This is a genomic window from Amycolatopsis decaplanina DSM 44594 (genome assembly GCF_000342005.1).
Taxonomy (GTDB): Bacteria; Actinomycetota; Actinomycetes; order Mycobacteriales; family Pseudonocardiaceae; genus Amycolatopsis; species Amycolatopsis decaplanina.
In genome coordinates, this window is record NZ_AOHO01000028.1 from 190,089 (window position 1) to 201,939 (window position 11,851).

Genomic DNA, 11,851 nt, shown 5'->3' on the forward strand with positions numbered 1-11,851 from the left:
TGACTTCGACTTTGAACGGGAGCCTCCTCATGACGCACTGGGACGTCCATCACCTGCCTCGTGCCGACGGCAAGACCTTCCTGGTCACCGGCGGCAACGCGGGTATCGGCTACTTCGTCGCCGAACAGCTCGCCGGATCCGGCGCCACCGTGCTCCTCGGCAGCCGGAACGCCACCAAGGCCGAGACGGCGATGGCCTCGATCCGGTCCCGGGTCCCGGACGCGAGACTCGGACACCTGCGGCTCGACCTTTCCGATCTGTCGTCCCTCGAGTCATCCGTGGACTCTCTGGAGATCGAACGGCTCGACGCCGTCGTCTGCAACGCGGGCGTGCTCCTGGAGGACCAACCGAGGCGTGAGACCGCCGAAGGACTTGAGCTGACCTTCGCCACCAACCATCTCGGGCATTTCGTGCTGGCGCACCAGTTGATGCCTTTGCTCGAAGCCGCGGAGGCCGGCCGTGTCGTCACCACGGGCAGCTTCGTGGGCAAGTCCGCGGAACTCGACCTGGACGATCTTCAGAGCGAGCGGGATTACCAGCCCAAACGCACCTATGCGCGCTCGAAGCTGGCACAGATGCTCTTCGCGTTCGAACTCGACAGGCGGCTACGCGCGGCCGGGAGCACGGTACTGAGCGTCGTCGACCATCCCGGCGGCGCGCTCGACTCCCTGACCCCGGCGCGGCCGGTACACCCGGCGCCGGGCGGGCGGAAGTTCCCTGCCGGACTTCTGTTGCAGGGCAAGGAAGCCGGAGCATGGCCCGCCGTCCGCGCCGTCCTCGACCCCGCTGTGCGCGGTGGCGAGATGTTCGGCCCACGAGTGTTCGGCTTGCGCGGTGAGCCCCGGCGGGAACCGGTCCGCGGGAAGCTCGCCGACACCGCGCTCGCCGCCCGGTTGTGGGCGGCGAGCGTCGGCCTCACCGGCATCGGGGTCACACGGTGACGTCGGTGGATTCCGGTTCGGACCGGCCGCGGGACCGCAGACCCAGCAGCAGGTCGATCACCAGGAACGCCAGCAGGCTGATGCCGAGCAGCGGCACGAACCAGCCGATCGCGGCGGCGAGGACGAGGAGACCCACCAGCAGCGCGGGCGGCGCCTTGCGCCACTGCCCGCGCGGGATGGGCCGTCCGAAGGTCAGCCCGGTGGCGCGGGTCGGCCTGCGCTGCCACCACATCCGGTAGCCGAGCACGACCAGCGTGACCAGACCGGCGCCGAGCAGGAGCAGCGCGATCTGGTTGGGCCAGCCGAAGAGCACGCCCATATGCGCGTCGATCCCCCAGCGGGCGAGCTTCGCCATCAGCGGGTAGTCGGCGAACCGCACCTCGCCCAGGATCTGCCCGGTGGTCCCGTCGACCGCGACGGCGTCGACCTGCGTCGGCCAGCCACGCTCGATTTCCGCCACCTGCCAGGGCGCCCCGGGTTCGGTGGGCAGTCCGATCTCCACGGACGGCGCGTCGATCCCGGCCGCGCGGGCCGACGCCAGCATCGCGTCCACGCTCTCGGGCTTCGCGGGCGCCGGCGCGGCGGGCGCTTCACCGTGACCCGCGTGCCCGGCGTGTTCATCGGTGCCGGTCACCTTCAACGCCGGAGTGGCCCAGCCGAGGGATTCACGCAGCGCGGAGACGTTCTCACCCGCGTACGCCGACCACGTCAGCCCTGTCGCGGACAGGAACAACGCGCCGAGCAGCACCCACAGACCGACAGATCCGTGACGGCGCACCGACTTCCCACGCGCGGACTCGGTCTTCGCGGCTTTCTCGTTCCGGCGAGCGCGACGACGGCTCGCCCACAGCACGAGACCACCCAGCGCGACCACCCACAGCCAGGACGCGGCGAGTTCGCTGTAGAGCCGTCCCGGCTCGCCGAGCAGCAGGTTGCGGTGCAACTGGTCGAGCGTGGTCCGGAACGGCAAGGCGCCGCTCGAGCCGTACGCGACGAGGTCTCCGCGCACCTGCGCGGTGGCCGGATCGACGAAGACCGCACGCCGTTCGGACTCGCCGAGTCCTTCCTCGGCGAACAGCACGCGAGTGGTGTCGCCCGGTTCGGGAGCGGGACGGACGGCGACCAGGTCACCGCCGGGGTGGGCCGCTTGAGCCGCCTTGACCTGGTCGGCGAGTGAGGCCTGGGTCAGCCCGACGGGTGCGCGGAGCTGGTCGGAGTAGATCCAGGACTCCATCTGCGGCGTCGCCGCGTACAGAACGCCGGTGAGCGCGGCGATGAGGACGAACGGTCCGACGAGAACGCCGGCGTAGAAGTGGAGACGGAGGAACAGCCCGCGCCAGCCGGACGCGCGCGGCGGGCTCGTGGTCGGTTCGGTTCGCGTTGCCATGGGGGAACTCCTGAGGCGTCGGTGGGGAGACGTGCGCCTGCGCCGCGCGCCGGGATGGTCACGGCACGCGTGCTGAGCCCCGCCGGGACATGGGGTCCCGGCAGGATTTCGGGGATCAGGCGGACGTCACCGGCGGGCCGCGCCGCGAAAGCACGTCTCGCAGGAGCGCCTCGGTCGCGGGGAACTCCACCGCGAGCGGGACGTGGATCCGCAGCGGCGCTGTCGCCGGCGGCGGTGTCAGCCGGCGAGGAAGAACCGAAGCGATCAGCGTCGTGAGGGCGAACAGGACGCGTTCGGCGCCCGCGAGCACCATCGCCACCACAAGGGTCGCGGCGGCGTGCCCGGCCGCCATGGACAGGCCGTTGCCCGAGGTTTCGGCATGATGGGAATGCGACTGCCAGGTCAGGAAGGTCAGGCAGGCGTGCATCGCCAGCTGCCCGCCCGCCACCAGGCAGAGGATGGCGAGCGGACCGCGGCGGCGGCCCGCGAACGCGTACGCCACCCAGCTCAGCAAGGCGACGAGCAGCACGACCACGCCCAGGTCGGGGACGCGTCCGCTGGTCCCGACGTGGGCACCGGTCGCCAAGGTCCCGGTCAGGACCCCCACGGCCCCGCCGCGGAGGCGCCGGGCCGGGCCTCGGGTCGGGGTCGGCGTGCGCACGGGAGGCAGAGTAGAGCGCGACCGGGCCCGCTGTCTCTCCTTGCTATCGTCACCCCGGTGTTCCGCAGCCTGTCGTTCCTCCGGCTCTGGACCGGGAACACCGCCTCCGGGCTGGCGACCTGGGCCCTCCCGTTCATCCTCGGACTGGCGGTGCTGGAACGCTCGCTTTCGGCCGTGGACCTCGGAATCGTGCTCGCCGCGCGGACGGCGGGATTCCTCGTGGCCGTCCCGGTGGCAGGGGTACTCGCCGACCGGCACTCCCGCCGCCAGGTCGTGCTCTGGGCAGGTCTCGTCGCCGGTCTCGCCACTCCCCTGATCGCCACCGGCATGGGCCGGTCAGTCCTGGTGACGGCGGCCGCGGCCGCCGTCGTCGGCATCGGGCAGGGCGCGTGCCGCCCGGCGTTCCAGGCGCTGACCGCCGAAGTGATCGCCGAGGACCGGCGTCAGCAGGCCAACGCCGCGATGACCCTCGCCGTCCGGGTCACGACGCTCGTCGCGCCCGGTCTCACCGCCTTGCTGTCGCAGGTCGCCTCGACGCCGGTCCTGGTGATCGGGACCGGCGTGCTGTGGCTGGGCGCGGCGCTGATCCCGCCGCGAGGCACTTTCACGCCCGCCCCGGCGGCCGGCAGGGCACGCTTCTTCGGCGAATTCGCCGACGGTCTCCGCGAAGCTCGCCGTCACCCGTGGTTCCTGGCCGGGCTCGGCGCGCTGACCGCCGTCGTCGCGACCGGCTATTCCGCCACCGGTGTCGTGCTGCCCTTGGTCAGCCGCGACCGCTACGACACCGAAGCCGTCCTGGCCGCCGGGCTCACCGCGTACACAGTCGGCGCGCTCGCGGGCGCCGTCGTCATCGCGCGCCGTCGCCCGAAGCGGCAGGGCTGGGCGGCGCTGATCGGGCTCGGTTGCTACGGCTTCGCACCACTGAGCCTGCTGTTCCCCGTGCACCCGGCCTTCGTCGTCGCCGCCTACGCCGTCGCCGGGCTGGGCATCGAACTGTTCAACGTCCCGTGGTTCACCGCGACCCAGCGGGAGGTCGAGCCGGGGAAGCTCGCCCGAGTGTCCTCATTGGACTTCCTGTTCTCCTATGGCCTGGCACCCGCCGGGCTGGCGCTCATCGCGCCCGCGATCGACCGGTTCGGGGCGACGCCGGTGCTGGCGGCATGCGCGGTCGTCTGCTTCGCCGCGCCGGCGGCCGCCGCTCTCGTTCCCTCTTCGCGCGACTTCCGGGCTACCGCACCGATCAAGAGTGTCTAGTTTTTGCACTCGCTTGCGGTAATGTTTCACACATGACGCGTCGTCTTGCCGAAGTCGCCCGCAAGGTCGGGGTCAGTGAAGCCACGGTCAGCCGGGTCCTCAACGGCCGGTCCGGGGTCTCCGCGAGCACCCGGGCCGCCGTCCTCACCGCGCTGGACGTGATGGGCTACGAACGGCCGACCCAGCTGCGCGGCGACCGCGCCCGCCTGGTCGGACTGGTCCTTCCCGAACTGCAGAACCCCATCTTCCCCGCGCTCGCCGAGATCATGGGCAACGCCCTCGCCCAACAGGGTTTCACCCCCGTGCTGTGCACCCGCACCGCGGGCGGCGTCTCCGAAGCCGAGTACGTCGAACTGCTTCTGCAGCAGCAGGTTTCCGGCGTCGTGTTCGCCGGCGGGCTGTACGCCCAAGCCGACGCGGTGCACTCCCATTACCACCACCTCGCCGAGCGCCGGCTGCCGACGGTGCTGATCAACGCCGCCGTCGACCACCTCGGGCTGCCGCAGATCTCGTGCGACGACGCGGTCGCCGTCGAGCAGGTCGTCGGGCACCTGAGCTCACTCGGGCACGAGAAGATCGGGCTCGTCCTCGGCCCGACCGACCACGTGCCGTCCCAGCGCAAACTCGAGGCATTCCGCGCCTACGCGGGGAAACTCGGGCTCCCGGTACTGGACGAACTCGTCGAACACGGCATGTTCTCCATCGAAGGCGGACACGCGGCCGCGGCGCGGCTGTACCCACGCGGCGCGACGGCCGTCCTGTGCGCGAGCGACCTGCTGGCCTTGGGCGCGATCCGCGCGGCCCGGCGACAGGGACTGTCGGTTCCCGAAGACATCTCGGTGGTCGGCTACGACGATTCGGCCCTGATGAACTGCACCGACCCGCCGCTCACCACGACCCGCCAGCCGATCGAGGCGATGGGCCGCGCCGTGGTGGAACTACTGGTCAAGCGCATAAACGGCGGCGAGGTGGCGGCCGAGGAACTGTTGTTCGCGCCCGAACTCGTCGTGCGGGGCTCGACCGCCCGCCGCAACTAGTCACCTACTTGCGGGGTCGCCAGGAGCTGTCGATAAGTTGCAGGTTCTCATCCAGTTATTGCGTTAATCCGGGGCGCCACTTTAGAGTGACCGCAATCACGTGACAGCCGTCGCGATCCCGAGATGAGGCTTGAAGATGAGCAGCACTTGGTCCTCTGCCGCGCGCCGCCGGATTTTCTGCCTGCTTCTGGCGGGCGGACTCACACTGGGAGTGGCCGCCTGCGGTTCCGGCTCCGGTGACAGCACCGGAGCCGGGGGCAAGGTCAAGGTCTCCGTCACCGGCCAGCCCCCGACCAGCCAGCCGTTCGAGCGCGGCGTGTTCGACGCCGACGTCAAGGAGTTCGAGGAGACCCACCCGGACATCGACATCGAACCGCACGAAGGGTTCATGGACCCGAAGACGTTCTCCGCCAAGCTCGCCGGCGGGCAGCTCGAAGACGTCTACTACGTCTACTTCACCGACCCGGCCCAGATCATCGCGCGCCGTCAGGCCGCCGACATCACCGAAGCGGCCAAGGGCCTGAAGAACTTCGGCGACATCAAGCCGGAATTACTGGACAACTTCCGGGATGCCGACGGCAAGCTCTACGGCCTGCCGACGATGAACTACAGCATGGGCCTGCTCTACAGCCGCCCGCTGTTCCAGAAGGCCGGGCTGGACCCGAACAAACCGCCGCGGACCTGGGACGAGGTCCGCGAAGCCGCGAAGAAGATCGCCGCGCTGGGCAACGGCATCGTCGGATACGCCGACTACAGCAAGAACAACCAGGGCGGCTGGCACCTGACCGGCTGGCTCTACTCCATGGGCAGCGAAGTCGCCCGCAAGGACGGCGACAAGTGGGTCGCGGCGTTCGACAACGACAAGGCGAAGGCCACCCTGAGCCGGCTGCGCGCCATGCGGTGGGACGACGACACCATGGGCAGCAAGCAGTTGCTCGAAGCGCAGGACGTCCAGCGCATGATGGGCGCGGGCCGGCTCGGAATGTACATGGCGGCCCCGGACAACGTCCCGGTGCTGGTCAAGCAGTTCAACGGCAAGTACGAGGACTACGGCGTCGCCGGGATGCCGGGCGGGCAGGGCACGCTGCTGGGCGGCGAGGGCTACATGGTCAACCCAAAGGCTTCGCCGGAGAAGATCAAGGCCGGCCTCGAATGGGTCCGCTGGAAGTACCTCAACCCGGAGCGATTCGAGAAGCACGTCCAACAGTACGTCGACGGCAAGCAGCCGGTCGGACTGCCCGCCGAGCCGACGCCGGACGTCTGGCAAGGCGCCGTCCGTGACCGGCAGCTCGCGATCAAGGCCAAGCACGCCAACGTCCCCGCGGAGAACTTTCAGTCCTATGTGGACACGATGTCCCGGATCAAGGGCAGCATCGAACCACCGAGCGCGCAGCAGGTCTACGCCATTCTCGACAGTGTGATGCAAGCGGTGCTCACCGATCGGAACGCGAATATCGACCAGCAGCTGTCCTCGGCCGAGTCGAAGGTCAACAGTGTCCTCGCCCAGGTCAAGTAGCGTCCTCGACTGGCCCGCGACAGCCTCGTCTCGGGCCGGTCGCCCAGTCGCGTCCCCGGCCGAACGCCGCCGGGCCCGGTTACGCCGCGAAATCAAGGAGAACCTCACCGCGTACGGCCTGCTGTGCGCCGCGCTCGTGGTGTTCGCGCTGTTCTCCTGGTACCCGATCGTGCGCGGGCTGCTGCTGAGCTTCCAGCAGGTCGATTTCGTCAACCCTCCGACGTGGGTCGGGTTCGACAACTTCACCCGCCTGTTCGAAGACCCGCTGTTCGGCGTCGCCTGGCGCAACACGTTGTCGTTCACCGGGCTCGCCCTGGTCTTCGGGTTCGTGGTGCCCTTCCTGACCGCGGTGCTGCTCAACGAACTGCGGCACGCCAAGGCGTTCTTCCGGCTCGCGGTGTACCTGCCGGTGATGCTGCCGCCGGTGGTCACCGCCCTGATGTGGAAGTGGTTCTACGATCCGGGCGCCGGGCTGTTCAACTCCGCGCTGGGCGCCGTCGGCCTGCCCGGCGGCCAATGGCTCGACTCGAGCGACACGTCGATGCTGTCGCTGGTGTTCGTCTCCACGTGGGCGAACATGGGCAGCACCACGCTGATCTACCTCGCCGCGCTCGGCACCATCCCCGGCGAACTCTATGAAGCCGCGGAGCTCGACGGCGCGGGACTGTGGAAACGCCTGATCCACGTCACGCTGCCGCAGACCAGGTTCGTCCTGCTGGTGCTCCTGCTGTTGCAGGTCGTCGCGACCATGCAGGTGTTCACCGAGCCGTACGTGATGACCGGCGGCGGGCCGGACGACTCCACCGTCACCGTGCTCCTGCTGCTGTACCGCTACGCCTTCGTCTACAACGACTTCGGCTCGGCCAGCGCGTTGAGCCTGCTGCTGTTCGTCGCGCTCGGGGTGTTTTCCGCGTTGTACGTGCGCCTGACCCGGAAGGCGGATCGGTCATGAGGACACTCGTCTCCCCCAGCACGCTCCGCGGCCCCGGCGGGAAGATCGGGTACGCCGTGATCTTCGGCTGCACCCTGCTCCTGTTCGTCATCGCGTTCCTGTTCCCGCTGTACTGGGCGGTGACCGGCGCGATGAAGTCACCGCAGGAGCTGGCGCGGACACCGGCGACGTTCATTCCGAACGAGTGGCGTCCGGAGACCTTCGCCGACGCGTGGGACCAGCTGAGCCTCGGCAAGTACTTCCTCAACACCGTCATCGTCGCCGGTGGCGCCTGGCTGGCGCAGCTGGCCATCGACGTCCCCGCGGCGTTCGCGTTGTCGAAACTGCGGCCGAAATTCGGCAACGTCGTGCTCGGGCTGATGCTCGCGACGCTGATGCTCCCGGCCGCGGCGCTGCTGGTGCCGACCTACGTGACGATCACCGACCTGCCGCTGCTGAACATCAACCTGATCAATTCACCGGCGGCCGTCTGGTTGCCGGCCGCCGCGAACGCGTTCAACATCTACCTGCTGAAACGGTTCTTCGACCAGGTCCCCGACGAGCTGATAGAGGCCGCCCGGCTCGACGGCGCGGGGCCGGTGCGCACGCTGTGGCGCATCATCCTGCCGATCTCCCGGCCGATCCTGGCCGTGGTCTCGATCCTCGCGGTGGTGACCGCGTGGAAGGACTTCATCTGGCCGCTACTGGTGTTCCCGGACACCGAAAAGCAGACCCTGTCGGTGATGCTGCAGCGAGTGGCCATCGACATGCCACTGAACGTGCTCGTCGCCGGCATGGTGCTGGCCAGTCTGCCGATGGTGGCACTGTTCCTGGCGTTCCAGCGGCACATCCTCGCCGGGCTCACCGCCGGCAGCCTCAAAGGTTGATTCTCGCCGCATACGGGGTATCCACGAACAATCGAGGAGGGCGTTTCCGTGACCGCATCAGGGCAGTCCGCCGCTTGGTGGCGGAGCGCGGCGATCTACCAGGTCTACCTCCGCAGTTTCGCGGACGGGAACGGCGACGGTGTCGGCGATCTCGCCGGGGTCCGCGCACGGCTGGACTACCTGGCCGAACTGGGGATCGACGCGATCTGGTTCACCCCGTGGTATCCGTCGCCGATGGACGACGGCGGCTACGACGTCGCCGACTTCCGGGAAATCGACCCGCTCTTCGGCACTCTCGCCGAAGCGGAGGACCTGATCGCCGCGGCCCACGCCAAGGGGATCCGCGTGATCATCGACATCGTGCCGAACCACTGCTCCGACGAGCACCGCTGGTTCAAGGAGGCTCTCGCGGCGGAGCCGGGATCACCGGAGCGGCGACGGTTCTGGTTCCGGCCGGGGCGCGGACCCGACGGCTCCGAGCCGCCGAACAACTGGAAGTCGCGCTTCGGCGGATCCGCGTGGACGCGGGTCCCGGACGGCGAGTGGTACCTGCACCTGTACAGCTCGCGCCAGCCGGACTTCAACTGGGACAACCAGGACATCCGCGCCGATTTCGAGGATGTGCTGCGGTTCTGGTTCGACCGCGGGGTCGACGGTTTCCGCATCGACGTCGCCGACGGCCTGGTGAAGGACCCGCGGCTGCCCGACGTCGATCCCGGCGACGAGACGCCGTTCTCCGATCAGGAGGGACTGCACGAGATCTACCGGTCGTGGCGCAAGATCGCCGACAGCTACCCGGGTGACCGGGTGCTGGTCGGCGAGATGTGGCTGCCGGACATGTCGCGTGCCGCGCGGTACCTCCGCCGCGATGAACTGCACGCGGCGTTCAACTTCGATTTCCTGGTGTGCCCGTGGGATTCCGCGCGATTCCGGGACGTCATCGAGCGGGCGCTGGCGGCGCACGAAGAGGTCGGCGCGCCCGCGGCCTGGGTGCTGTCGAACCACGACGTCACCCGGCACGTGACCCGGTACGGACGTGAGGGCGACACCGGTTTCGCGTTCGCCGACCGGCTGCACGGCACCCCGGTGGACCGCGAGCTCGGGACCCGCCGGGCGCGGGCGGCGGCGTTGCTGACCATGGCGCTGCCCGGCGGTTTGTATGTCTACCAAGGGGAAGAGCTCGGGCTCTGGGAGATCGAGGACATCCCCGGCGAACTCCGTCAGGATCCGGTGTGGACCCGCACGAACGGCGCCGACCCCGGTCGTGACGGCTGCCGTGTGCCGCTCCCCTGGTCCGGCGACGCGCCACCGTTCGGCTTCGGCACCGGCGGGACGTGGCTGCCCCAGCCCGCGGAATGGCGCTCCAGCACGGCGAAGGCACAGGCGGCCGAACCTGCGTCGATGCTCCGGCTCTACCGCGCCGGTCTGCGCCTGCGGGACGAACTTCCCGCACTCGGGCCCGGTGATCTGGAGTGGCTGGAGCTGGGCGACGGAGTGCTCGCGTTCACCCGGGAGCCGGGATTCACCTTCGTGCTGAACTTCTCGGCCGAGCCGGTGCCGCTGCCGCCGCATCGCGAAGTGCTCATGGCCAGTGGCACCGTCGAAGGTGAACTCCCGACGGACACCGCGGTGTGGCTGCTCGCCTGATCAGCGACCGGTCGTGACCCGGCTGATCCGGCCGCGCATCCGTGCGCGGCCTGCCGGGTCACGCCAGGCGAGGTGCCTGTCGAGCACCTCGCGGAGCACACCGCCGAGGACGAGGCCGTGGGTGACGGTCTCGACGCAGGGGTGGTCGCGGAGCCAGTCGAACAGCTCCGACGACCGCCCTCCCGGCAGGACGGACCGGAGGAGGTCTTCGGTGGTGTGGTCCGCTTGCGCGCACACGTACAACGCCCACCGGTGCCTCTCCGTCGGCGGATCACCGGCCAGATGGGCGTAAACGGTGTCCACCACGTAGCGCGCCGCATCCACCCGAGGCGACCTGCTGACCTCGGCGGCCAGGGAAAGCGCGAACGGGTTGCCCGCCGCGAAGTCCACAATGGACCTCCGGAGGCCGGGGTCCACACCCCGTGCCTCGAGCAGCGCCGCGGACTCGGTCTCGCTCAGGGCTTCGAGCTTCCGGATCCTGATCCTCCCGGACCACGCCGGATCGACCAGCAGTGTGGGGTCCGGACCGCTCCGGCCCGCGATCACGACCGTGGCGTCTTCGGAAAAGCGACGGAAAACACCCGCTGGACAGTCGAGCCCGTCGAACAACCGTACGGGCTTGCCCATGGCCGCCGCGTCCTCGGCGAATTTCCGCAGCAGGGTCGACTTCCCGATGCCGGGGGCACCGGTGAGGAACAGCACCTCGACGCCTTTGGCCGGGTCTCTCGCGAGCAGCCGCCGGAATTCCGCGCGTTCGCGCTCGCGTCCGACGAACAGCGGGTCGGATTCACGGAGCGATGGCGCTTGGTCGTCTTCGGCGCGAAGCACCTTTTCGTGCAGTGCCCGCAGTTTCGGCCCCGGCCGGACCCCGAGTTCTTCGGCGAACAGGTCGTGGATCGTCCGGTAGAGTTCGAGCGCCTCGGCCCGGCGGCCGCCGCGATGGAGGGCGAGGAGATAGATCTCGTACAGCGGCTCTTCGAGGCGGTTCCGCTCGATCAGCACGGGCACCTCGGCCATCACCTCGTCGTGTTCCCCGAGTTCCAGGCGTAGCCGGAGCAGCTCTTGGGTGGCGGTCAGTTTCAGCCGCTCCAGACGCGTGCGCTCGTGTTCGGCCGCTTCGCCGGGGACGCCGGCCAGCGCCGTTCCGGTCCAGAGACCGAGCGCCCGCTCCAGCAGCTTCGCCGCCGTCTCCACGGTGTGAGCCTGACGCGCGCGCTCGATCAACCCGGCGAATTCGACCGCGTCCACCTCGAAGCGATCCGGGTCCAGCCGGTAGCCGCCGGACCGCGAGACGATCGCCGATCCCAATCCCTGCAAGGAGAGCAGTCGCCGGAGGCGGGAGATGTAGGTCCGGATGACGGCCTCGCCGGTCGCGGGTGCCCGCTCGCCCCAGAGCCCGTCGATCAGCTCGCCGGTCCGGACGAAACTGCCCGCGTTGGCCAGCAACAGCATCAGAACCGCCTGCTGCTGCGGTGAGCCGAGGTCCAGCCGGGTTCCACCGCTGGTGAAACCGGGCGGGCCGAGCACGGTGAAGCGATACCGGACTTCCTGCGGCAGGTGGGACATGAACCGAAAGGTAGGCGAGCCCGG

At 69.4% G+C, this 11,851-nt stretch carries 10 protein-coding genes; 7 read left to right on the forward strand and 3 right to left on the reverse strand.

The features are described from left to right. Positions 1–29 precede the first annotated feature (29 nt). Positions 30–941, forward strand: coding sequence for an SDR family NAD(P)-dependent oxidoreductase (locus H074_RS06235; protein WP_039921631.1), 912 nt, complete (start codon positions 30–32; stop codon positions 939–941). Here H074_RS06235 and H074_RS06240 read toward each other — a convergent pair. Further along, positions 931–2,328 (reverse strand): PepSY-associated TM helix domain-containing protein, encoded by a 1,398-nt coding sequence (locus H074_RS06240; RefSeq protein ID WP_007029176.1) that lies wholly within the window; start codon positions 2,326–2,328, stop codon positions 931–933. The genes H074_RS06235 and H074_RS06240 overlap by 11 nt on opposite strands. A 115-nt stretch (positions 2,329–2,443) precedes the next feature. Continuing rightward, positions 2,444–2,989 carry a hypothetical protein gene (locus H074_RS06245; protein WP_235096671.1) on the reverse strand — a complete coding sequence of 182 codons (546 nt, stop codon included), beginning with the start codon at positions 2,987–2,989 and terminating at the stop codon, positions 2,444–2,446. A gap of 57 nt (positions 2,990–3,046) precedes the next feature. Between H074_RS06245 and H074_RS06250 the strand changes: the two genes are divergently transcribed. The 6 genes from H074_RS06250 (at position 3,047) to H074_RS06275 (ending at position 10,261) form a co-directional block, all read left to right on the forward strand. Next, the gene (locus H074_RS06250) at positions 3,047–4,243 is read left to right on the forward strand and encodes an MFS transporter (protein WP_007029178.1); all 1,197 of its coding nucleotides are present in this window, start codon (positions 3,047–3,049) and stop codon (positions 4,241–4,243) included. A gap of 32 nt (positions 4,244–4,275) precedes the next feature. Further along, positions 4,276–5,280 (forward strand): LacI family DNA-binding transcriptional regulator, encoded by a 1,005-nt coding sequence (locus H074_RS06255; RefSeq protein WP_007029179.1) that lies wholly within the window; start codon positions 4,276–4,278, stop codon positions 5,278–5,280. A 136-nt stretch (positions 5,281–5,416) separates the two neighbouring features. Further along, on the forward strand, positions 5,417–6,796 hold the full coding sequence (locus H074_RS06260) for an ABC transporter substrate-binding protein (protein ID WP_039921686.1): 1,380 nt from the start codon (positions 5,417–5,419) through the stop codon (positions 6,794–6,796). Next, positions 6,774–7,748: a carbohydrate ABC transporter permease gene (locus tag H074_RS06265; protein ID WP_007029181.1), complete on the forward strand. Its 975-nt coding sequence runs from the start codon at positions 6,774–6,776 to the stop codon at positions 7,746–7,748. The genes H074_RS06260 and H074_RS06265 overlap by 23 nt, the downstream gene beginning before the upstream one ends. After that, complete coding sequence (locus H074_RS06270) at positions 7,745–8,614, forward strand: carbohydrate ABC transporter permease (protein ID WP_007029182.1); 870 nt, start codon at positions 7,745–7,747, stop codon at positions 8,612–8,614. The genes H074_RS06265 and H074_RS06270 overlap by 4 nt, the downstream gene beginning before the upstream one ends. Before the next feature lie 48 nt (positions 8,615–8,662). Further along, entirely contained in the window at positions 8,663–10,261 is a 1,599-nt protein-coding gene (locus tag H074_RS06275) for a glycoside hydrolase family 13 protein (protein WP_007029183.1), read from the forward strand. Here H074_RS06275 and H074_RS06280 read toward each other — a convergent pair whose 3' ends face one another. Continuing rightward, positions 10,262–11,827, reverse strand: a complete 1,566-nt coding sequence (locus H074_RS06280) for a BTAD domain-containing putative transcriptional regulator (protein WP_007029184.1) — start codon at positions 11,825–11,827, stop codon at positions 10,262–10,264. Positions 11,828–11,851: the final 24 nt, after the last annotated feature.